This window comes from Chenggangzhangella methanolivorans, assembly GCF_042648545.1.
GTDB lineage: Bacteria > Pseudomonadota > Alphaproteobacteria > Rhizobiales > Methylopilaceae > Methylopila > Methylopila methanolivorans.
This window is the reverse complement of record NZ_JBHRXS010000006.1, coordinates 1,438,974-1,461,101: the sequence shown is the minus strand read 5'-3', so window position 1 is coordinate 1,461,101 and position 22,128 is coordinate 1,438,974. Positions and strand designations below refer to the sequence as shown.

Here is a 22,128-nt window from a genome sequence, read left to right as displayed (position 1 = left end):
CGTCCGCGCGGTTTCGCCTAAAAGAACGTTGAAGCGGCCCAGTTTAGCCCAATTGACCGTCGCTAAGCTTACGACGGCCAATTGGGCTAAACTCTATGCTGCAGGCATGTGGCTGAAGTGGGCAAAAGCTATCGGTAGCCGCTGGGTGAAAATTTTGCCTCGATCGCCCACTGGCAAATACAATTCGACGCAACCTCCATCTCTGCTAGCCTTCTTCGTCGAACGGTAGTGAGGGCGAGAGGTGGTTGCACCCATCGTCGACAGGCGCGCGATCCTGATGGGGACGCTGACGCTGTTGCCATGCGTGGCCGCAGGCTCGCCGAGCGCCGCGGCGCCGATACGCGTCGGCCTCACCCCGGTTTTCCTGTCGTCCGATCTCGAGCTCACTGGACGTCTGGCGGCCTACCTCGAAAAGGCCACCACCCGTCCGGTCGAGCTCGTCACGCGGCGCACCTACCAAGAGGTGACCGCGATGCTGGTGGCGGGCCAGCTCGACGCAGCCTGGATCTGCGGCTTCCCGTTCGTCGCCCACCGATCCGAGCTCCAGCTCGTCGCGACGCCCGTCTGGAGGGGGCAACCCCTATACCGCGCCTACGTGATCGTCGACCGGGACCGGAAGGCCGGCGGCATCGCCGCGCTGCGTGGGGACATCCACGCCTACTCCGACCCGGACTCGAACTCCGGCTTCCTCTGCACGCGCGCGGCCCTCGCCGAACTCGGCGAGCGGTCGGAGACCTTCTTCTCACGCTCGTTCTTCACCTACGGGCATCGCAACGTGATCGAGGCGGTGTCCTCGGGCCTCGCCGCCTCCGGGTCGGTCGACGGCTATGTCTACGACGTCGTCTCGGAGCTGGAGCCGAAGTTCGTCGCCCGCACCAGGGTCCTGCGCACGTCGGAATGGCTCGGCTTCCCGCCTATCGCCGCGCCGGCGTCACCGCCGGACGCAGGCCGCCTCAACGCCCTGAAGGCAGCCTTACTCGGCATGGACGGCGACGCCGACGGCCGAGCAGTGCTTGCACTGCTGAAGCTCGATCGCTTCGCGAGCGAGCCACTGGGTCTCTATGACGCGATCGCCGCCAAGGCGGCGATGGTCGCGGCTGCGGGATAGCGACATGAGGGTCGACCCGAGACGCTGGCCGATCACGTTCAAGGTACCGGTCGCGGTCGCCATCCTCATGCTAGTAGCGGGGGCAGTGCTGTCGGAGCGGGTGCTCGACCGCCTTGGCGACATCCAGCAACGCCATCTTCGTGAACTCGCCCAAGGCTATCTCGACGGCCTGTCCTCGGCGGTCGGGCCGTCCGTACTAAGGGACGACGTCTGGGAGGTCTACGACGCGATCGCGCGCGCCCGGGACCAGTACAAAGGCCTCCGGCCCTCCGAGGCAGTCGTCACCGATCCGCGTGGCGCGGTGATCGCCGCCTCCGACCCGCGGTCCCACGCGGTCGGGTCCGCCTTCGTGCCAAGCGAGTCTCGTCCATTCGCATATGAGAGCGGATCGGCCACCGCCCGGGCCCACCGCGAGCTGTCCTATCCCGGCCGCACCATCGGGCACCTCTACGCGACATTCGACACGAGCCACCTCGCCGCCGAGAGACGCGATGTGATAGCGACCCTGCTGGTCACTAACGGCATCCTGGTGGCATTCTTCGCCGCCGCCGGCTGGCTGGTGGTCGCGCGGATGATGCGACCCGTCCGCGTTCTCACCGAGCACCTCGGGGCGTCGTCGGACGGCGTCGCCGTCCCGATCGCGGACTGGGAAGTCGAGCGAAGCCGGGGTGAGTTCCGGCGGATGTTCCGGGCCTACAACGGCCTGTCCACCTCGATCACGGAGCGCGACGAGCTGCGCAAGCGCCTCGCCGAGGAGGAGAGGCTCGGCAGCCTCGGACGGCTGGCTACCTCGATCGCGCACGAGATCAACAACCCGCTCGGCGGCCTGTTCAACGCGCTCTCGACGCTCCGATCGCACGGTCACGTTCCCGCGGCCCGCGACGGCGCGATCGGCCTGCTCGAACGCGGGCTTGCAGGGATACGCGACGTCGTCCGAACAACACTTGCGGTCCACCGTCCCCGGGAGGGGGCGCGGAACCTAAGGCCAGACGACGTCGACGACCTGCTCGTGCTCGTGGCGGCGGAGGCGCGACGGGAGTCCGTTCGGGTTACGGTCACCGCCAGACTGGCCGCTGAGGTCCCGATCCCGAGCGGTCCCGTCCGGCAAGCATTGCTCAACATCTTGCTGAACGCGATCGCGGCCGCGCCGCACGTGTCCGTCGTGGAGCTCGCCGTTGTCGGCACGCGGGAGTCGGTCACGTTCGAGGTGCGGGACCGCGGCGAGGGTCTGCCCGTCGAGGCCGCCGCGATGCTGACAGAACCGGACCGGCTCCCCACCGCGGGCGCTGGGCTCGGGCTTTGGACAACCCGGGGTCTGGTGGCCGAGATCGGGGGCGTGCTCGAGACCGAGACGTTGCCCGGAGGCGGGACGCTCGTCCGCATGGTCGTGCCACTTGCCCGAGACGAGGTGCTCGCCGATGTCGCTTGAACGCCGATCCATCGGGATCGTCGAGGACGATCCAATCATGGGCGAGAGCCTCGTCCAGCGGCTGACGCTCGAGGGCGCTAAGGTGACTTGGTGGAAGGACGGCGCCTCGGCGGTGGCGGGCATGGGCCAGGAGCGCCGCCACGCCGTCATCTGCGACATCCGGTTGCCGGACCTGAACGGCGAGGACGTGTTCAAGGCAACTTCAGGATCCTCGGCGCCGCCGTTCCTGTTCATCACGGGCCACGCGGACATCGACCAAGCGGTGAGGCTGATGAGGTCGGGCGCGGGCGATTACGTCACCAAGCCGTTCGAGATGGAGGACTTCCTCGACCGCCTGTCCGGCATCGTGAGCGAGGCGCCCACGGCCGAAGGCTCACTCGGGGTGTCGACCGCCATGCGAGAGGTCGAGGCCCTGCTCCGCCGTGTGGCGAAGGTGGGAAGCACGGTGCTGATCGGCGGCGAGACCGGGACGGGCAAGGACGTGGCCGCCCGGTTCCTGCACTCGGCCGCTTCGCTCAAACCTGCCTCGTTCATGGCGGTCAACTGCGCGGCGATCCCGGCGGACCTCCTAGAGAGCGAGCTGTTCGGCCACGAACGGGGCGCCTTCAGCGGCGCCACGCGCAGGCACATGGGGTACGCGGAACGCGCATCAGGAGGCACGCTGTTCCTCGACGAGATCGCCGACCTAAGGCTCGACCTCCAAGCCAAGCTGCTTCGGCTGATCGAAGACCGCTTCTTCTCGCGCGTCGGCGGCGAGAAGCCGTTGAAGTTCGACGGAAGGCTTGTCGCTGCGACGAACGCCGACCTCGGCGCGCGGGTGAAGGAGGGGCGCTTCCGCGAGGATCTCTTCTACCGCATCAACGTCGTGTCGGTACGAATGCCATCGCTTCGAGATCGAGCCGACGACATCCCTTGGCTGCTGGACCGGGCGTTCACGGAGTTCTCCGCTTCGCTTCCCGAAGCGCCCAGGGGGCTCAGCGCGCTGGCCGAGGAAGCGGCGCTGGCGCACGACTGGCCGGGCAACGTTCGCGAGCTCCGCAACCGCGTGGAGCGCGCTGCCGCTCTCGCACTCGGGCCGTGGATCATGCCCGCAGACCTGTTCCCGGAGAAGGGTGAGACTTCCGAGGCCGGTCGGGATATCCCCTCCCTCGAGCAGGCTCGCCAGGACACTGAGCGACGTCACATCCTGCGAGCCCTCGCGGCATCGAACGGAGAGACCGGAGCGGCCGCTCGCCTTCTCGACGTCGGCCGGACGACCCTTTGGGAGAAGATGAAGAAGCTCGGGATACCGACTCCCTGAGAAGTTAGGCGTTGAGCTCTTCTCCGCAGGTGTGGCAGTGCCCCACCCAGTCGTCCCCGTTGTCCGCGATCACGTCACCCGGGCAGCTTGTGCACTTTCGCCGCTCGACCTTCGACGTCTGCCCGCACATGACGCAGGTGAGCACCGTGCCCGACTCATCGAGGTAGGCGGTCCCGCATCCTGGCTTCTCAAGCCCGGCATACCGGGTGTCGCCTTCGTAGACGCAGTCGTGGCAGAGATAGCGTCGACGCGATTTTTCCTGTCCGAACAGAGCCTTGAACTCGCCTTTCTTCAGCAAGCTGACGACGGCCGGCCACTCGTGGAGCACGACCATGTGGGTCGAAGTGTACTTCCCGTCGTGCAGCCATGCCGCCCTCGGGTCGGCGAAATCCAGTCGGTCGGCGAGCCACTGCCTGCCGGGCCACACGGCGACGTAGAGCGACACCGCAAGGCGCATGAGTTCGTCAGGCGTCATCGTCACGCCCGCCTCACCCAGATGCGTGATCTTGTTCCGTCGCGACCGGAGCTGCGTGTAAGCGGTTATGAATTCGTCCGAGACGGGCTGGTCCGTCAGCGTGTTGACCGCCCCCGGCAGGTCGACGGCGTCGAGCGTCCTCAACTCCGAGAAGTCGATCGACTTGGGCGAGGCGGAGAGGTTCATGGCGCTGTCGAGCAACAGCAGGTAGGGGCTGACCGCGCAGACCCTCGCCTTCAGCGCCAGCTCCACGGACTGCTGCAGCAATGAAGAGATCGACTGAAGGTCGGTCTGGGCTGCGACTAGGTAGTCCTCCCATTCGGTCGGCCAGTCCTTGACGGCCGTCCCGACGTCGAACGTCTGTTCGAACATGAGCGCGAAGTCCGTCCAGACGTCGAGGAGGTCGCTCCACGCGCGGAAGTAGATCCGCAGTGCGACGTTGTTCAGGCTCTCCCGGGTGGGAAGGTTCGTGATCATGGCTGCGTCAGCGGGCTCGGGGGGCGTGCAGCCTACCGACGAATCCTTCTGTTCGGAAACCCGGATCGGGCAGCCCAAAGACGTTCGGGTTGCCGGACGGCAGCTTTCAGATTTTCAGCTCCATACCGTTCGATTTCGAACAGTTCTAAGCGTTGGCCCGCGGCCTGCAATTCCTCGTCGCCCGCTCGATGGAACGGGCTCAGAGACGGGGAGAAGCTCATGGCGAGCTGCGAACGACTGATTGACGTTGGGAGGCGCCGTTTCCTTGCAGGCGCGGGACTCGCGGCCGCGGGGGGAGCCGCCGCGACCGTCATGCCGGCCGGGCCGGCCCGGGCGGCGCCGACCGCCGCGCTGGTGAAGTACCCGTCCAACCGGCTGGGCAACGTCAGCGAGCTCAAGGTCAACGAGGCTCTCGACGTCGCCTATCCCGACCAGGACGCGCCCGGCGTGCTGCTCAAACTTGGCAAGCCCGTCGAGGGCGGCGTCGGTCCCGACAGCGACATCGTCGGCTTCGCCGCCCTCTGCCCGCACAAGGGCTTCTACATGAACTACCGCCCGGACGACCGGACGCTGAACTGCCCCGGGCACTTCTCGCGCTTCGACTGCGAGAAGGGCGGACAGCAGGTCTGGGGCCACGCGACCCAGAACCTTCCCCAGTACGCGCTGCGGGTCGACGAGAAGGGCGACATCTACGCCGAGGGCGTGGACGAGCTTCTCTACGGCCGCCTGTCGAACACGCTCTGAGGAGGATCCGATGGTCTACAAGCGCCAGATCGGGCGGCTGCCCATCGTCCCCGCGGACGCCAAACAGCACAACGTCACCTGCCACTACTGCATCGTCGGCTGCGGCTACAAGGCCTACACCTGGGACGCCCGCTACGAGGGCTGGACCGACCCGAAGGCGAACGCCTTCGGCGTCGACCTCGGCAAGCAGCAGGTCCAGGACACGGAAGCCTGGTACGCCCCCTCGATGTACAACGTCGTCCGCCAGGACGGCCGCGACGTCCACATCGTCATCAAGCCCGACAAGGGCTGCGTGGTGAACTCGGGCCTCGGCTCCGTGCGCGGCGCACGCATGGCGGAGATGAGCCACTCGAAGACGCGCGGGACCCAGCTTCAGCGCCTGACCGACCCGCTCGTCTGGCGCTACGGCCAGATCCAGCCGACAAGCTGGGACGACGCGCTCGACCTCGTCGCCCGCGTGACCGCGGCGGTGATCGCCGAGCAGGGCGAGGACGGCCTCTTCGTCTCGGCCTTCGATCACGGCGGGGCCGGCGGCGGCTACGAGAACACGTGGGGCACGGGAAAGCTCTACTTCGAGGCCATGAAGGTGCGGAACATCCGCATCCACAACAGGCCCGCCTACAACTCCGAAGTCCACGGCTCCCGCGACATGGGCGTCGGCGAGCTAAACAACTGCTACGAGGACGCCGAACTCGCCGACACGATCGTCTGCGTCGGCAACAACCCGCTCGAAGCCCAGACCAACTACTTCCTAAACCACTGGATGCCGAACCTGAACGGCATGTCGGCGGCCAAGAAGAAGGCGACGTTCGGGGACGAGCCGAACGAGCGCGGCCGCATCGTGTTCGTCGACCCACGCCGGACGGTATCGGTCAACGCCTGCGAGACCGCGGGCAAGGACAACGTCCTCCACCTCGCGATCGAGTCCGGAACTGACCTCATCCTGTTCAACGCCTGGCTGACCTACGCGGCTGAGAAGGGCTGGATCGACAGGCCGTTCATCGAGGCCTCCACCAAGGACTTCTACAAGGCGCTCGCGGCCAACAAGGTCTCGGTCGTGGAAGCCGCGAAGGCGACGGGCCTTTCCGAGGCGGACATCGTCAAGGCGATCACCTGGATCGCGGAGCCAAAGGCCGGAAGCCACAGGCGACGGACCATGTTCGCCTACGAGAAGGGCCTGATCTGGGGCAACGACAACTACCGAACCAACCAGGCGCTGGTGAACCTCGCGCTCGCCACCGGGAACGTCGGCCGACCGGGCGGCGGCTGCGTCCGCATGGGCGGCCACCAGGAGGGCTACTCGCGCCCCTCCGACGCCCATGTCGGCCGTCCGGGTCCCTACGTCGACAAGCTGCTGATCGAGGGCAAGGGCGGCGTCCACCACGTGTGGGGCTGCGACCACTACAAGACCACGCTGAACGCCATGGAGTTCAAGCGGGTCTACAAGCAGCGGACCGACCTCGTGAAGGACGCAATGAATTCGGTCCCCTACGGCGACCGAGATGCAATGGTCGAGGCGATAATGGGCGCGATCCGCAAGGGCGGTCTCTTCTCGGTCGACGTCGACATCGTGACGACCAAGATCGGCGCCGCCGCGCACGTGATCCTGCCCGCTGCGACCTCCGGCGAGATGAACCTCACCTCCATGAACGGCGAGCGGCGCATGCGGCTCACCGAGCGCTACATGGACCCGCCCGGACAGGCGATGCCGGACTGCCTGATCGCCGCGCGGCTCGCCAACAACCTCGAGCGCGTGTTTCGGGCGGCGGGAAAGAACGACGTCGCCGACAAGTTCAAGGGCTTCGACTGGAAGACCGAGGAGGACGCCTTCATGGACGGCTACCACGCCCACGAGGGCGGCGGAGAACACGTCAACTACGAGCGCCTGCGCGCGATGGGCAACAACGGCTTCCAGGAACCCGCGACCGGGTTCCAGGACGGCAAGATCGTCGGCACCAAGCGCCTCTTCGCCGACGGCAAGTTCAAGTCGAAGGACGGCAAGGCGACGTTCGCCGAGACCCCTTGGCGCGGGCTGCAGGCCGCGGGCAAGCAGGCCGAGAAGGACAAGTTCCCGTTCCTGATCAACAACGGGCGCGCGAACCTCGTCTGGCAGAGCGCCTACCTCGACCAGGCGGACGAGTTCGTGCAGGACCGCTGGCCGTACCCGTTCGTCGAGATGAACCCTGACGACATGGCGGAGCTGAAGCTCGGCGAGGGCGACCTCGTCGAGATCCACAACGACAACGGCGCGACGCAGGCCATGGCCTACCCGACGCCGTCGGCCAGGCGTGGCCAAGTCTTCATGCTGTTCGGCTACCCGACGGGCGTGCAGGGCAACGTGGTGTCGGCGGGCGTGAACGAGTTCGTCATCCCGAACTACAAGCAGACCTGGGGCGCGATCCGGAAGATTTCCGACGCGCCCGAGAGCGTCAGGAACGCGAGCTACAAGTCCAAGGAGTACCGGGCCTGAGGCGTCGGGCGCCGGGACGGCGAACGTCCCGGCGCCCGATCGTCGCTCACGCGGCGCTCCTCGCGAGCAGCACGTAGCCGACGAGGACGACTGCGGCGCCGAAACTCGCGATCCGGTAGGCGTTGCGGGAGGGCCCGCCGACGCACGCCACGGCGTATGCGACGAGGGTCGCGGCCGCCAGCATCGCGACGGGCACTGCAGCCAACAGGTCGTGGCCGGCGGCGTTGTGTTCGGCGCCCCAGCGGCCGAGGTCCATCGCCGTCGCGGCCAGCGCGAACGCCGCCATTACGCCCCACAGGGCCTGTCCGGGGATTCTCGACATCTCGCTCCTGCGGCTCGGTGGCCGATCCGGCGACCATCGCCATTGACCCCGCTTCCTCGCTCATATAGCGATACATCGAGTTTTCTCGATATCTAGTCAAACGTCGAAGGCTGCGTATGAACGCCATGACCAAGCCGGGGGCCGGCCCCGCCGACTCCGGACCGATGACCGAGGAGGACGTCTCCGCGGTCGAGGCCCTGTCGGCGCTCGGTCAGGTCACCAGGCTGCGCATCTTCCGCATGCTGGTCTCGCGCGCCCCGGAGGGCTTGCCCGCGGGCGTGATCGCCGACGCCGTCGGTTGCCTGCAGAACACGCTCTCGACGCACCTCGCGATCCTGTCCCGTGCGGGCCTGGTCCAAGGCGTCAGGGATGGCCGCTCGATCCTCTACAGCGCTGACCTCGAGGGGATGCGCGGCCTTGTCGGCTACCTGCTGACCGACTGCTGCAACGGTCGCCCCGAGGTCTGCGCGCCGATCTTCGAAACCCTCCAGGGGAGCTGCGGATGCGGCCCCCGTCCATCCGACCGGGAGAAGAACGATGGATGCGACTGAAGCCCAGCGCCCCTACAACGTCCTGTTCCTATGCACGGGCAACTCCGCGCGCTCGATCATCGCCGAGTGCGTGATGAACCGTGAGGGCCAGGGACGCTTCAAGGCGTTCTCGGCCGGGAGCCACCCGCGCGGCGAGGTAAACCCCTTCGCGCTCGACCTGCTGAAGCGGACGAACTTCGACGTCTCGGGCCTCCGCTCGAAGTCCTGGCACGAGTTCGCCGAACCCGGCGCGCCCGAGCTCGATTTCGTGTTCACGGTCTGCGACGACGCCGCCGGGGAGGAATGCCCCTACTGGACGGGACAGCCCATGTCGGCGCACTGGGGCATGCCGGATCCGGCTGCCTTCGAAGGCTCGGACACCGAAAAGGCGCTCGCCTTCGCGGACACGATGCGCGGCCTGACGAACCGGATCTCGATCTTCGTCAGCCTGCCGCTCAAGACCATCGACAAGCTCTCGCTGCAGCGCCGCCTCGACGAGATCGGCAAGACCCACCCGTCCGCGGCCTGATCCACCGAGAAGAACGAGCCGATGTCCCTGTTCGAACGCTACCTGACCGTCTGGGTCTTCCTCTGCATCGTCGTCGGCGTCGCCCTCGGCTACGTCGCGCCCGGCCTGTTCCAGGCGATCGGCGCGCTCGAGGTCGCCAGCGTGAACCTGCCTGTCGCCGTGCTGATCTGGCTGATGATCATCCCGATGCTGGTCAAGGTCGACTTCGCGGCGCTCCGCGAGGTCAGCTCGCACTGGCGGGGCATCTCGGTGACGCTGTTCATCAACTGGGCGGTCAAGCCGTTCTCGATGGCGCTGCTCGGTTGGCTGTTCATCGGCTGGCTGTTCCGGCACTACCTGCCCGCCGACCAGATCGACAGCTACATCGCCGGGCTGATCCTGCTGGCTGCCGCCCCGTGCACCGCGATGGTCTTCGTCTGGTCGAACCTGACGAAAGGCGACCCGCTCTTCACGCTGAGCCAGGTCGCCGTCAACGACGCGATCATGATCGTGGCCTTCGCGCCGATCGTCGCGCTGCTGCTCGGCCTGTCGTCGATCACCGTGCCGTGGAACACGCTGATCCTCTCGGTCGGCCTCTACATCGTCGTGCCCGTCATCGCGGCCCAGGTCCTGCGTTCCCGGATCCTCGCTTCCGGCGGCGAAGCGGCGCTCGGCAAGCTGCTGTCGGCGCTCCAGCCGCTGTCCCTCGTCGCCCTTCTCGCGACGCTGGTCCTGCTGTTCGCCTTCCAGGGAGAGCAGATCATCGCGCAGCCGGCCGTAATCGCGCTGCTCGCCGTGCCGATCCTGATCCAGGTCTACTTCAACTCCGGCCTCGCCTACCTGCTTAACCGGGCTTCCGGCGAGGCGCACTGCGTCGCCGGGCCATCCGCGCTGATCGGGGCGTCGAACTTCTTCGAGCTCGCGGTCGCCGCGGCCATCAGCCTGTTTGGGTTCAAGTCCGGGGCGGCGCTGGCGACCGTCGTCGGCGTGCTGATCGAGGTGCCCGTGATGCTCTCGGTCGTCTGGATCGTGAACCGCTCGAAGCCCTGGTACGAGGCCCGCGGCGTCCGCGCGGTCGCCTCGCAGCAGAAGACCTGAGGAGGTCGTCATGACCGAGTCCGTCACCATCTGGCACAACCCCGACTGCGGCACGTCCCGCAACACGCTCGCGATGATCCGCGCCGCGGGGATCGAGCCTACCGTCGTCGAGTACTTGAAGGCGCCGCGAACGCGCGAAGAGCTGGCTAAGGCCATCGCAGCCGCGGGGCTGAGCCCACGCGAGGCCGCGCGGGAGAAGGGCACGCCCTTTGCGGAGCTCGGCCTGGGCGAGGCGTCCGTCACCGACGACGCGATCCTCGACGCGATGCTGGCCCATCCGATCCTGATCAACCGCCCATTCGTGTTCACCTCGCGCGGCGTGCGGCTCTGCCGTCCGTCCGAGGTCGTGATCCAGATCCTGCCCGCGCCTCTGGCCGAGGACTTCACCAAGGAGGACGGTGAGGTTGTCCGGGCGGGCTGAGTCCGATTTGAACTTTGAGCAGCCACAAGCCTCGGACGCCGCTCAATACTACGACCTGACGATCAGGCAGGTGCCACCCGCCGATCGCGATGCAGCCTTGGCACCAGCCGGATGTAGACCAGCTCGCTCACCAGCTCGACGATCGTCTGCGTGACGATCACGGCGGGCAGCAGCGGCGCGCCGCCCGGCACCGCGAAGGCGAGTGGCAGGACCACGAGGGAGTTCCGCGTCGCCGCGCTGAACGACACCGCGCGCCCTGCAGCGGCCTCGAGGCCGAAGAGGCGAGCAGCCCCGAGACCGAGCAGCGGGGCGAGCACGGCGAAGGCGACGTAGACCGGGGCCGCGGCCATGGCGGCGGGAAGCGCTTCGCCGATCCTGGGAGCGACGGCCGCCAGCACGAGGACCAGCACCAGCGCGGTCGCGGGCACGGGCAGCAGTCCAAGCGCTTTCGACGCCGAGGCTCCGGCGCGGGACCGGCCCGCCCAGAACTGCACCGCCGCGGCGAGCAGCAAGGGGAGCGCGATCAGCCAGACGAAGGCGTGAACGAACGGGCCGGGCTGTACGAGGCCGGACGCCGCGTCGCCCAGCATCACACCGAGCTGGACGGGCAAAAGGAGCATCTGAGCGATCAGCAGGATCGGGGTCGAGGCGAGCAGCAGGCGCGCGTCGCTGCGGCCGAGATGCGCGAACGTCACCACGTAATCGATGCAGGGCGTCAGCAGCACCATGAGCACGCCGAGCCGCAGCATCGGGTCTTCGGGTAGGAACTGGACAAGGCCGAACGACAGGAGCGGCACCGCGACGAAGTTCACGGCGAGGAGCGCGGCGAGGAAGCGCCCGTTCTTCAGCGCGGCGCCCAGCTCGACGAGCGGCACCTGCAAGAAGGTGACGAACAGCATCAGGGCGAGTGCGGGGTTGATCGCGGCCTCGAGCGCCTCGGCGCCGCCGATCGCCATCCCGGCGAGGCCGCCCACGACGATAGCCGCGAAGTAGATAGCGACCTGTCGCGCCTCGAGCGTCTCCCGAACCTGCTCCATCCCAAAGCTCCCCATGTCAATGTCCGCAGCCGCAGTCGGGCCGTGCAAGGTCTTCGAGGATCACGCAGTCGGATCCCGGCCCTCCGGCGCATGACTCGTCGCAGCGCGTGACGAAGTCGGCGATGCTCCGCTCGAGCGCCCGCAGCTCCTTCAGCTTCTTCCGCACCTCGGCGAGCTGGGCCGCGGCGAGGTCGCGCGCCTCGACGCAGGGGCGCTCCGGGCTCTCCAGCAGGCCGACGAGGTCGCGCACGCGCTCGATCGGGAAGCCGAACTCGCGGCACCGCCGGATGAAGGTCAGGCGGCTCACGTCGCCGTCCCCGTAGGACCGCTGGCCGCCGTCGCGCCGGGCCGGCTTCGGGAGCAGACCGATCTCCTCGTAATAGCGGACCGTCGGGGCGTTGGTGCCCGTCAGGCTCGCCAGCTCGCCGATCTTGAGCTCCATCCCGAGCCCTCCGTTTTCCCTCTTGAACCTCAAGTTACTTGAAGTGGCACATCAGGGCGAGCCGACGCCGCGGGACGGTCCTGCGGCATGACGGCCCAGAGGTTTTCGCCCGTGTCCGCTGCTGCCACCGCCGTCGCCTGCTCTCTCGCTCCCGGCGCCATCAAGGAGCGCATCGACCTCATCGGGGACCTGAACCGCGAGACCTTGAGGACTTGGCGCCGGACCGGGCCGCGGCTCGAGCTGGGCTATGCCTCCGACGCGGAGGCCCGCACCCGCCTGCTGGTCGAGAGCGAGCGCCAGTGCTGCGGCTTCCTCCGGTTCGACGTCCGCCGCGAGGGCGAGGTGGTGGTCCTCGCGATCACGGCGCCCGACGACGAAATGGCCGACGCGGTGCTGTCGCCGTTTGAAAGCGGAATCCCGGAAACGGTGGTGAAGGAGGGATTCGTGACCGCAAGGACAGAAATGGCCGTCGTGACGGCCGCGGCGACCAGCGCGACGGCCGCCGTCGCCTGTGGTGCGTGCGGCGTGCTTCCGCTGGCGCTCCCGGCCGTGGCGCTCGGGACGTTCGGGGGCGTCCTGTCGTGGTTCGCGGGCGCACGGATCTGGATGGTCGCCATCGCCGCCGTCGCCGTGCTCGGCGCCTGGATCTGGGTCTGGCTTGAAAGCCGACGGACGGCGCGCCGACCCGCTCGATCGACCATGGCGATCATGATCGCGGCTTCGATTATGCTGGCGCTCGCGGTCTTGTGGCCCATGATCGAGGGGCTGATCGTAAACGCAGTCAAAGTGCAAGCATGAGGCGACCTCCGGCAGGCCACGCAGAGGTGGGTTGACGTGCGTCCATATGTCGATATTTATCGACATATGGACAAGTTAGAAGTCATCGACGCCTTCGGGGCGCTTGCCCAGCCGACGCGCCTCGACGCGTTCCGCCTGCTCGTGATGCACGAGTCCGACGGGCTTCCCGTCGGCGAGATCGCGCGCGGCCTCGACGTCCCCCACAACACCCTCTCGACCCATCTGGCGATCCTGGCGAGGGCCGGCCTCGTGAAGTCGGAGCGCCGAAGCCGCCTTGTCGTCTACCGCGCGGACCTGGACGCGGTGCAAGGCCTCGCCTCCTTCCTGCTGAAGGACTGCTGCGCCGGGCATCCGGAGGTCGCCGCGGCCTTCGCCGCCACGGCCTCGTCCTACGGCGCAGCGCCGAAGAAAGGCGACCGCTCGTGACCGACCTCCCGAACCTCGACGAGGCCTCGTTCCGGGCGACGGACCTCTCCCGGCTTCATGGACCGCGGTCGACCCATCCGCCGCGCGTGCTGCTGCTCTACGGTTCGCTCCGGCCCGTCTCCTACAGCCGCCTGCTGACGCTCGAGGCCGAACGCCTGCTGAAGCGGCTCGGCTGCGAGACGCGCGTCTACGACCCTGCAGGCTTGCCGCTGCCCGACGACGGCCCGGCCGACCACCCAAAGGTCGCCGAGCTGCGCGAGCTCTCGCTCTGGTCCGAGGCGCAGGTCTGGACCAGTCCCGAGCGCCACGGCGCCATGACGGGCGTGATGAAGTCGCTGATCGACTGGATCCCGCTCTCCGTCGGCTCTGTCCGCCCGACGCAGGGGCGCACGCTCGCGGTGATGCAGGTCTCTGGCGGCTCGCAGTCGTTCAACGCCGTGAACCAGATGCGCGTGCTCGGCCGCTGGATGCGGATGGTCACCATCCCGAACCAGTCGTCGGTGGCCAAGGCCTTCCAGGAGTTCGGCGAGGACGGGCGGATGAAGCCGTCCGCCTACTACGACCGCGTGGTCGACGTGATGGAGGAGCTGGTGAAATTCACGCTGCTCACCCGCGACGTGTCCGACCACCTGACCGACCGCTACAGCGAGCGGAAGGAGACCGCCGCGGCGCTCGAGGCGCGGGTCGACTTGAAACGGGCCGTCTGAGGCGTGGAGACGACGGCGCCGTCGCCGCCCGGCGTCAGGATCGCAGTCCCGCTGCTCGGCATTGCCCAGATCGTATCGTGGGGCTCGAGCTTCTACCTGCTCGCAGTCCTCGCGACGCCGATCTCGGCCGACACCGGATGGCCGTTCGCCTGGGTGGTCGGCGGCGGTTCGGTCGGGCTGCTCTGCTCCGGGATCGCCGCGCCCTTCGTCGGCCGCATGATCGACGGCTTCGGCGGGCGGCAGACCATGGCGGCCGGCTCACTGCTGATGGGAGCGGGTCTCGCCGCGGTCGGGTCGTCGACCGGGCTCGCGACCTACCTGCTAGGCTGGGCCGTGCTCGGCTTTGGCATGGGCGCCGGGCTCTACGACGCGGCGTTCTCGACGCTCGGCCGGATCTTCGGGGCGTCGGCGCGGCGCGCCATCACCAACCTCACCCTGTTCGGGGGCTTCGCAAGCACGGTCTGCTGGCCGCTGTCGGCGCTCGCGGTCGAGCATGTCGGCTGGCGCGGCGCCTGCTTCGCCTACGCCGTCGTCCAGGTGCTCGTCATGGCGCCGACGCTGTTCCTCCTGCTGCCGCGCGAGGCCCGAAAGGTCCCGACCGCCCCTGACCGTTCTGGCGCCGGCGCGATGACCTCGCGTGAGCGCCGGACCTTCTGGCTGCTGGCCGGGATCCTGATGGCGAACGGGGCGGTCCAGACGACGGTGTCGGTGCACCTGCTGACGATCCTGCAGGCCCAGGGCATGGCGCTCGCAGCCGCGGTCGCGGTCGGCGCGCTGATCGGTCCGTCGCAGGTCGGAGCGCGCGTGGTCGAGATGCTGGTCGGCGAGCGGCTTCACCCGACCTCGACCCTCGCTTGGGCCGGGGCGCTGGTCGCGGTGGGCGTGGTGTTGCTCGCGCTCGGCGCCGGGCCCGCCGCGGCCGCTGTCGTGCTCTACGCCGCCGGGAACGGTGTCTGGTCGATCGCGCGCGGTACGGTCCCGCTCTCGCTTTTCGGGCCGGAGCGCTACGCGGTCGTCATGGGACGGCTCGCGGCTCCGAACCTCGTCGTTCAGGCGCTCGCCCCTTTCGTGGCCGGCCTGGCGATCTCACGTGCCGGGAGCGTTGCAATGTTAAGTACGCTGGCTGTTCTGGCGACATTGAACCTAGGCGCGACAGCTGTGCTACTGGGCGCTCGAAGAGAGCTCTCTAGAGACTGAATGCTGCAGCAAATTCCAGGCATCAGAGAGGAGATACGATGTTGTTTCTCAAGATTGGCCTATGCTAAATAGTTAACGCTGGCGTCTCTACTACATCTAAGAAATCGGACAAGCGGACAAGCAAAGCACTTAAGCCTGTCTGTCCGCGCCTTAATGCTACTACCGGGAGGACGCCCTGACGAATCGCCAAGATTAGGCTTCCGAGTGATGATCCGTGTTCGCAAGCAAGCGAGACCACCGAGTCAACGTTCGACTGTGGCTGCGGAGATATACGAGCTTCAGATTTCAGATCTTTTAGAAGCTGCTCGACTTCTGCCCTCACATATGGGCGTTTCTGAACCTGAGGCCCGCCCTCCCTAGGCGTGAGAAGATCTGTTTCTAGCACTTCATCGAGCTGAGCCAAGTTAACCCCGAGAAGGTCAGCTAGCTCCTGTATAGAAATAAACGGTCTAATACGATGCATTGAGCGTATGCCGTCGACATCGAGACCAACCGTCCACGAAGCAGCCTGATGAGAAGCCCGATCAACAGCGTCCCGATCACTCTGCGGCTGAGCGCTTGCCGGATCGATATGAGCAAGGTCGCTTATCCGTCGCGTGATGTGTGACGCTCCATAGTGTTGACCGGTAGACAGGTTGAATATCTTCGACGAATGCTCTTGCACGATGACGGCAAGTGGACTGCAAAACCTCTCGCCTCCCTTTCGAGTGAGCCATCCCCAAAACGGTCCATAGGCTGTAGAGATGTCCGGATGCGGGTGGTCAGGCTGCTTGGACAGCCGGTAGGCTTCTTCAAGAGCGTCCGCTACTTGCCCAGCGGCTACGCATTGAAACCCTCTCACCCAGACCGCCCGACGAGACAGGCCGAGACTGCCAAAACTTGTTCCATGACGGCCTAGTGGGAGAGCGGCGATCCGTTCAATCGTCTCTAGAGCGCTTGTTATCGGCAAATCCATCAGCACTTCGGGCTCGGATTGGCTCTTCGTGAGCTCGAAGCGTCCCAGGATCCATCGGTCGAGTTCAACTTCGTTGGGGTTTGCCGCCTTCGGCACGGTTTTACGCACGTCGCCGTCGACGCAATGCGAGCATTTTGTCAGCGATCCGTCCCCCCACCCCAGAGCGTGACCGCAACTGCAAGCAACTGTCAGAACGGTCTGGTGCTTGGGGCATGTCGCGACCATCGAGAGGTCCCACCAAAAGCGATGGTAACAAGCCTCGTCCAGACAGGCCGTGCAAAGGCGTCTTCCGCTGATGAGGATATCCGATGGGTATCGCAGCACTTCACCGCGAATCTCGACTGTTCGCCCAGGCAACTTCTTGAGATGAAGAGACGATAGGTCGTCCGCGTCACATCCGGCCATACCAGCCAGGGCGTCTAGCTGCTGACCCGTCCTCACGCGCCGCAACTCAAGCCCAGTCAGCGCCTGCATCATCGACATGCGCTGGATGCCATTTCGATGACTAAGCCTTAGTAAGACGCCGTGGGCCGGCTCGTCGGGCCTGACGTCGGGTGTCCGGAGTGGGGGGAGCCACTTATCGAGAGGGCTCATCTCAAGATGCCTGAGAAAGCTTCGCCCCTTCGAGAAGCTTTGCCTAGACGAGCCGCAACCGCCGCAACCTCTGCGTTCTTTGCGTCCTTCAGTCGATTTGGCAGATCCGTAAGATCTTCCGCCGAAAGCAAGAATGGGTTCAATGCGTCGGGCACGCCGCGCATCTCTCTAAGAAAATCTATCAGACAATGTTTGTCTAGGCAGTGACGGTTGCTTCTTATCGCATGACGAGCGGCCAATCGGACGATCGTTGCGATCCGACCTTCATAACCCCCACAATGGATGGCCAGCGGGACGAAAACTTCTGGCTCGGAGAGATGGGAGGCCACTTCAAACGGAAGTTCTTTGTTCAAAGTGGCACAGAGGATTGCCAAATCCGAGGCAGGATTGGCGTCAATCGCGAGCGGCTCGATCGTCCTTTCGACTCCTCCGATCCATTTGACCTGCGGGTTAGCCGTCTTTACGTCTAAAGTGTGCGGTAAGCCAACGCATAATATCTGTACACCCGATACTTTAGCGATCAGTTTGAACACATCGGCAGCCGCATAAACTTCATGATTTTTTCCGCTTTCGCAGACGTGCTGGGCATCATCAAAGATCAGCAACTTGGTCCGCTGGCCAACCAATTGCGCACAAAGCAAAGACTGCTGTTCTCCGAAGGTGATTTTTCCCTTTATGGCAACTCCAAGTGCGGCCAGTACGTCTGCGAGCAAACCCTTAAAGGTCGGCGCTTTCGGTACTTCGATTGCAAACACTGGTCTTTCGATACCGTCGCGCGTCATTTTGTCGACCGACATCAGAGCCGCAGCGTGACGATCAGAACGAAAGCGCTGAGAGATGAACTCACCCTGTACTTTGTCCGCAAGATCGCGCATAGCCGTTTCAACAGCAGTGGTCTTTCCTGCACGGGTCTCACCAAGCAGAAATGAAATCTCACCTTCCGGCGAGCAGCCGTGGCTTTCGATACATTCCTGAATAAAGGAGACAGAATCGAGAAGCGTGGGCGTGTCCGCGATAAAGTTTCCGATGTTCGATAGGCGCGCCGATAAAGACATCGATGACCACGCGGACGCGTCTGCTTTGATTGGGGTGCTCGAAATGGTCATACGCGCCTCCTGCCAGTAAAAGTTCTCTCCTCTCGGGGTTGCTCTGTCGCCGCTGCTTCCACGAGAGGAGGGATGGTCGCCGGTGGCCGCCACGAGCCGACCGGCTCACCGTCTGATCTTTTGGTCGGGTACGGATCCACCGGCATCAGGACCTTCTCCCTGTAGGGTCCGGCCGGGTCCGGAGCGGGAGAAAGAACAGGACCGTCAAAATCGTGACTTCCCATCCGGCTCTCGCTTTCCGTGGGATCGGTTCGATTTCTATGGATGTGTTCCGACGGACGCGTGCCCTGTGTCACGAGCGCTACGATTTGTTTTGGTGGCACTCCGCTACGGCGGTGAGCGCCATTGATAGCGTCGCGGACCTTTTGCTCGCCTCGAGCTAGTTTTAGCTCGTAGTCTTCATCGACTATCTTCTGTTCAGCGCTCGCCTTTCGTACGAAGTTGTACTGCGCCAGTGTCAGTTTAGATGCTGAGTCTTCGGATACGCAGTGCCCGACCACCCAATCAAGCGTATCGGGATCAAGAATATATGCTTGAGTAAGATCAAGCGGGTCGATTCTCACTTCGACTCGGCTATTTTTCGGAAGTCGTGCGCGAAGCGCCTGGAACTCAATAGAGTTAAACCGCAGTCGGTTGTAGGAAACCCCGCTCTGAAGCAGTCTGCGCTGGACGACCAACCCCACTAGCGGTGAGAGCAGCTCCATTGGAGGCGGCGGCTTCGGGCCAACTTTTCGCATCCCTTCCTGCCATGCCTTGATAGGGCATTGGCCCGTCGAGGAATGCTCTTGAGCGTTATGAACGTCGACGACCCAACGCAAGACGACTGTCTTGAATTCATCAAACCCTATAATTGCAAATGTTTTTGGATCAGCATTCTTTCTCTTCTGGGGGTTAGAAAATGTCGTTCCCGGTATTCTGTGCGTAATTTGTTGGTTCTTGCTGTGAAACCAGCTTTCAATCTTACCCTTCAAATCTCCTCTTGCTTTTGAAAGCTGAACAAGCTTCATGTTCAACGCAGCCTCTGCGGCCGCCATTGAGATGCTTAAAAACTCCGCCCCTTGATCTACAAAAAGCTGGTCTGGCGCACCCCAGCATGGCCAGTCGAATTCAAACGAAACCCCCGTCGCCTCGTAGACATCGTTAAGGAGTGCATCCTTGGGCATGACAGCCTGACGGAGCGCCTCCATAACGGAGACCCAAGAAGGCGGCACGAAGCTAATCGTGAACCCAAGGATCATTCGCGAATATCTATCAATGAGTGCCGTAATGTACGGCCGTCCAAGCACTATGTCGTTGTGCCGGACCATCAAATCAATGACCGTATGATCGATCTCAACTTCTGCGAGAGGATACTTGCCGTCGGGGCCTGCTCCTATCATCCGCAGCTGACGCCGAGCCTCCTTTTCATCCCATTGTCTGGCCACGAGCTCATAATGGCCCATTTTGGCGATACGGTCTTCGACAACGCCGCGGCCGAGGATATGTTTGCTTTTACCTGGAAGCTTACGTCCTTCTTTATCTACCTTTAGGCGAACAAGCTGTCTGGCGCGCTTGAGCGTCTGGCTAATACTTCCTCTGGTGCAATTGGCGTGCACCTCAAGTATTGCTTTGTCGATCTCGGCGTAGACCCAGTCGTCATACCGGGCTTCTTTGTTGCCGCGTTTTGAAGTGCTGGGAATGAGTGCTCGAATATCAAACGCGCATCCGACCCAGCGATTGTACCACTCGCGCGCTAGCCGAAATGACGGCTGGGCTATCGTCTTTCCGATTTCGGTCTCTGCGACACGAGCAAGGGCTGGCCCGACGTGAGCGGACTTATCTCGATGGGCCCAAGGCAGTTCGTGGATTGCCCGACAGTAGGCGAAGCGAGCGGTCGCCTCCATTCGTGCGACGTCACCGAACACGCTCAGATCGCGTGTGAGGTTGATCCTCACGCTGTCGGGTATCGTCTGGTAGGAGATGTCCGACGTGAGTTTTAGCTGTCGGATAAGCTCGATCTGGCGATCGAACGTGATTTCGACCGGCTCAGCCTCAGAATCGTCAGCTGGCAGAAAGGATCGTCCGGTTCGCGTGAAACCCTGGACGGTATGCCGGCGTCCGTAAATCAACACGGTCGAGCCGGGAGCCATTCTGGGGGGAGCGAGACGGACCGTCATTGCGGTTCGCGCTCTGCCTGGGAATTCGTGAAGGTGCTCGCCGAGGAGAAAACCGTCGATCGGTCAAGCCGAATATAACCCTGACGATCAAGCCTTATCGCGCATTCAATGGCGCGGAGAGGATTGTCGATCGCGCTGCCAAGATCGGCGACAGTCGCCTGCGCCATCAACGAAGGCAGCGCCATCACGGCCTTCATCAGCAGGCCCTCATCGACGAAAGGCCCGAGGTGGCGATGCGTGAGATAGGCGTTGGAGAGACGCGGCTCGACTCGGATTTCCTGTTCAGTGAGCAATCTGAAAGCAAAGCCTTGGGAGCGGGCCGCTACCGCGCATGCGTCGACCCATGCGCGCCGGTAGGCGGCAAGGGATGGGTCTGAAGGGCGAAGCCATGAGAGGTTTTTCACCTCGACGAGTTCAGCGGTAAAACCGACTCGACGGATGAGATAATCGGGCGTCCATTTCAGCTCGTGGCCTTCGACATAAATCGCGAGCGGCGCTGGCTGGGACTGGACATCGATCAGGTCGTCTTCGGTCGCGTCTGTGACGATGACGAAGTCGCACTCGAGAAGACTATCACCCGCCACAAGCTTGTAGCGGAGCCGCGTCATAGGAACGTCTCCGCAGTAGGTTTCACGACCGCGATAGCGTACCTTCTTCGTCTCAGATCCCCGGAGACGCGGGCTTTTCTTCTCCTGGATTTCCGTCCGCGATCGACGCGGCTGTCGCGCCGCGCGTTTCTCGGGCATGAGCGGTGTGCAGATGTTCGGAACGAGGTCGTCCGTTTCGTCGACTGACGACGTCTCGATCCGCCGAACATGATAGGTCGTAACGCTACCGGAGGCGTGTGCTGACAATCCGTTTGCGACAACGGAGACGTCGATCACAGGGGCGGACTTACCTTTAGGCACGCAGCTTTCCTTTCACCCGCGATTTTTTCAATCGGGGCGTTGAAGCTTGCGAAGCAGCGTGCGAATCTGGCGATAGCGGTGCACAGGGGCTTGTGACGCTTCGCACGTCACGACGCTTCGCACGCCGTTTCTGCAACTGAGACTGATTTCCTGAGGCTGGCCGGTAAGCGTGACCTCGGGACCGAAAACAGAAGGCGCGCAGCTACATGCTGCGCGCCTTTTTTATGCTTGATACGTTAGCCATGATTTTCTCCGACGCTGCTCCGCGCTGCCCGGTCGGACCTCGCATTTTTAGGAAAACCGATTTTCTGGAAAGTATCTTCTCCCGCTGAGATTTTTTTTTGAGTCTCCGCCCCGCTGATTGCGGGCGGCTCTGTTTTATCAGAGTCTAGCGAGGTCGTTGTCTATAGTAATGTTCGAGATTAAGCCGATATTATTCACGGTCCAGCGCAATCCGGAGGGTGTGGGGACTCGGTAGCGACTCTGCTGAATGAAAAAGCTGGATCAGTACACATCTCGTGCACTATGGTGTAGTTTGCTTCCCACTTCGTATCGATGGCCCGGTCAAGTTGGCAAAATCCAGATCCAAGCCCCAGTTACTGCCAGGCTCCGCGAGAAAAGCCTACGCAACCTCAGTCGAGGATCGAGGGGTGCGGGTCCTGCAGAACGTAAAAGCGACTTAAAGTTCTCGCCCAACCGGGTCCTTCAGCGACAATGGCCGACGTTCTGATCGGACCCGGACCGACGAGCGGGTGGCGCCGAACGCAGCCAATCAGGGCATGGTTCGCCACGACCGCCCTGCGCCAATCGGACAGAACCGGAGCCATCGCCAGCTGGTCGATCGTAGGGCGATCCGAATTTGCGGAAATCAGCCTGAGATCGAGCGACAATCGGTCGAGACGTTCCGCCTCCATTAGCCA

Annotated in this window: 22 protein-coding genes; 13 read left to right on the top strand and 9 right to left on the bottom strand. The window is 64.3% G+C overall.

Annotated features, from left to right (window positions below; all coding sequences use genetic code 11):
- Positions 1-241: 241 nt before the first annotated feature.
- Genes ACFOWB_RS18435 through ACFOWB_RS18425 form a run of 3 tightly spaced genes read left to right on the top strand, consistent with a single transcriptional unit; the run spans position 242 to position 3,837 of the window.
- Positions 242-1,108, top strand: a complete 867-nt coding sequence (locus ACFOWB_RS18435) for a substrate-binding domain-containing protein (protein WP_315855121.1) — start codon at positions 242-244, stop codon at positions 1,106-1,108.
- A 4-nt stretch (positions 1,109-1,112) separates the two neighbouring features.
- The gene (locus ACFOWB_RS18430; RefSeq protein WP_378148735.1) at positions 1,113-2,537 is read left to right on the top strand and encodes a sensor histidine kinase; all 1,425 of its coding nucleotides are present in this window, start codon (positions 1,113-1,115) and stop codon (positions 2,535-2,537) included.
- Positions 2,527-3,837, top strand: a complete 1,311-nt coding sequence (locus ACFOWB_RS18425; RefSeq protein WP_378148733.1) for a sigma-54-dependent transcriptional regulator — start codon at positions 2,527-2,529, stop codon at positions 3,835-3,837. Before ACFOWB_RS18430 ends, ACFOWB_RS18425 begins: the two co-directional genes overlap by 11 nt.
- A 4-nt stretch (positions 3,838-3,841) precedes the next feature.
- Here the strand turns inward: ACFOWB_RS18425 and ACFOWB_RS18420 are convergent, their stop codons facing one another.
- Positions 3,842-4,789: a hypothetical protein gene (locus ACFOWB_RS18420; protein WP_261403567.1), complete on the bottom strand. Its 948-nt coding sequence runs from the start codon at positions 4,787-4,789 to the stop codon at positions 3,842-3,844.
- Positions 4,790-5,008: 219 nt separating this feature from the next.
- Here ACFOWB_RS18420 and ACFOWB_RS18415 point away from each other — a divergent pair, with 219 nt between their 5' ends.
- The gene (locus tag ACFOWB_RS18415; protein ID WP_378148731.1) at positions 5,009-5,533 is read left to right on the top strand and encodes an arsenate reductase (azurin) small subunit; all 525 of its coding nucleotides are present in this window, start codon (positions 5,009-5,011) and stop codon (positions 5,531-5,533) included.
- A gap of 10 nt (positions 5,534-5,543) precedes the next feature.
- Positions 5,544-8,003 carry an arsenate reductase (azurin) large subunit gene (locus tag ACFOWB_RS18410; protein WP_378148729.1) on the top strand — a complete coding sequence of 820 codons (2,460 nt, stop codon included), beginning with the start codon at positions 5,544-5,546 and terminating at the stop codon, positions 8,001-8,003.
- 46 nt (positions 8,004-8,049) lie between these two features.
- On the opposite strand, the gene ACFOWB_RS18405 is transcribed toward ACFOWB_RS18410, so the two are convergent.
- Positions 8,050-8,325, bottom strand: a complete 276-nt coding sequence (locus ACFOWB_RS18405; protein WP_261403566.1) for a hypothetical protein — start codon at positions 8,323-8,325, stop codon at positions 8,050-8,052.
- Positions 8,326-8,441: 116 nt separating this feature from the next.
- Between ACFOWB_RS18405 and ACFOWB_RS18400 the strand changes: the two genes are divergently transcribed.
- Genes ACFOWB_RS18400 through arsC form a run of 4 tightly spaced genes read left to right on the top strand, consistent with a single transcriptional unit; the run spans position 8,442 to position 10,882 of the window.
- Positions 8,442-8,876 (top strand): ArsR/SmtB family transcription factor, encoded by a 435-nt coding sequence (locus ACFOWB_RS18400; protein ID WP_378148726.1) that lies wholly within the window; start codon positions 8,442-8,444, stop codon positions 8,874-8,876.
- Positions 8,863-9,384 (top strand): arsenate reductase ArsC, encoded by a 522-nt coding sequence (locus tag ACFOWB_RS18395; RefSeq protein WP_261403565.1) that lies wholly within the window; start codon positions 8,863-8,865, stop codon positions 9,382-9,384. Before ACFOWB_RS18400 ends, ACFOWB_RS18395 begins: the two co-directional genes overlap by 14 nt.
- A gap of 21 nt (positions 9,385-9,405) precedes the next feature.
- Positions 9,406-10,461: an ACR3 family arsenite efflux transporter gene (gene arsB, locus ACFOWB_RS18390; protein ID WP_261403564.1), complete on the top strand. Its 1,056-nt coding sequence runs from the start codon at positions 9,406-9,408 to the stop codon at positions 10,459-10,461.
- A gap of 10 nt (positions 10,462-10,471) precedes the next feature.
- The gene (gene arsC, locus ACFOWB_RS18385; RefSeq protein ID WP_261403563.1) at positions 10,472-10,882 is read left to right on the top strand and encodes an arsenate reductase (glutaredoxin); all 411 of its coding nucleotides are present in this window, start codon (positions 10,472-10,474) and stop codon (positions 10,880-10,882) included.
- 62 nt (positions 10,883-10,944) lie between these two features.
- On the opposite strand, the gene ACFOWB_RS18380 is transcribed toward arsC, so the two are convergent.
- On the bottom strand, positions 10,945-11,919 hold the full coding sequence (locus ACFOWB_RS18380; RefSeq protein ID WP_261403562.1) for an arsenic resistance protein: 975 nt from the start codon (positions 11,917-11,919) through the stop codon (positions 10,945-10,947).
- A gap of 16 nt (positions 11,920-11,935) precedes the next feature.
- Complete coding sequence (locus tag ACFOWB_RS18375) at positions 11,936-12,361, bottom strand: MerR family transcriptional regulator (protein ID WP_261403561.1); 426 nt, start codon at positions 12,359-12,361, stop codon at positions 11,936-11,938.
- A gap of 87 nt (positions 12,362-12,448) precedes the next feature.
- Between ACFOWB_RS18375 and ACFOWB_RS18370 the strand changes: the two genes are divergently transcribed.
- From ACFOWB_RS18370 to ACFOWB_RS18355, 4 genes are all read left to right on the top strand, one after another.
- Positions 12,449-13,159 (top strand): hypothetical protein, encoded by a 711-nt coding sequence (locus ACFOWB_RS18370; RefSeq protein ID WP_378148723.1) that lies wholly within the window; start codon positions 12,449-12,451, stop codon positions 13,157-13,159.
- A 66-nt stretch (positions 13,160-13,225) separates the two neighbouring features.
- Entirely contained in the window at positions 13,226-13,585 is a 360-nt protein-coding gene (locus tag ACFOWB_RS18365) for an ArsR/SmtB family transcription factor (protein WP_261403559.1), read from the top strand.
- Positions 13,582-14,292: an arsenical resistance protein ArsH gene (arsH, locus tag ACFOWB_RS18360; protein ID WP_261403558.1), complete on the top strand. Its 711-nt coding sequence runs from the start codon at positions 13,582-13,584 to the stop codon at positions 14,290-14,292. The genes ACFOWB_RS18365 and arsH overlap by 4 nt, the downstream gene beginning before the upstream one ends.
- A 3-nt stretch (positions 14,293-14,295) precedes the next feature.
- The gene (locus tag ACFOWB_RS18355) at positions 14,296-15,489 is read left to right on the top strand and encodes an MFS transporter (protein WP_261403557.1); all 1,194 of its coding nucleotides are present in this window, start codon (positions 14,296-14,298) and stop codon (positions 15,487-15,489) included.
- A gap of 64 nt (positions 15,490-15,553) precedes the next feature.
- On the opposite strand, the gene ACFOWB_RS18350 is transcribed toward ACFOWB_RS18355, so the two are convergent.
- From ACFOWB_RS18350 to ACFOWB_RS18330, 5 genes are all read right to left on the bottom strand, one after another.
- Positions 15,554-17,038, bottom strand: a complete 1,485-nt coding sequence (locus ACFOWB_RS18350; protein WP_378148720.1) for a TniQ family protein — start codon at positions 17,036-17,038, stop codon at positions 15,554-15,556.
- Positions 17,035-18,144, bottom strand: a complete 1,110-nt coding sequence (locus tag ACFOWB_RS18345) for a TniB family NTP-binding protein (protein ID WP_261403556.1) — start codon at positions 18,142-18,144, stop codon at positions 17,035-17,037. Before ACFOWB_RS18345 ends, ACFOWB_RS18350 begins: the two co-directional genes overlap by 4 nt.
- A complete protein-coding gene (locus tag ACFOWB_RS18340; protein WP_378148717.1) occupies positions 18,141-20,300 on the bottom strand; it encodes a hypothetical protein in 2,160 nt (719 codons plus the stop codon). The genes ACFOWB_RS18345 and ACFOWB_RS18340 overlap by 4 nt, the downstream gene beginning before the upstream one ends.
- Entirely contained in the window at positions 20,297-21,208 is a 912-nt protein-coding gene (locus tag ACFOWB_RS18335; RefSeq protein WP_378148715.1) for a hypothetical protein, read from the bottom strand. The genes ACFOWB_RS18340 and ACFOWB_RS18335 overlap by 4 nt, the downstream gene beginning before the upstream one ends.
- A gap of 632 nt (positions 21,209-21,840) precedes the next feature.
- Entirely contained in the window at positions 21,841-22,122 is a 282-nt protein-coding gene (locus ACFOWB_RS18330) for a DUF6634 family protein (protein WP_378148830.1), read from the bottom strand.
- Between the last annotated feature and the right edge of the window lie 6 nt (positions 22,123-22,128).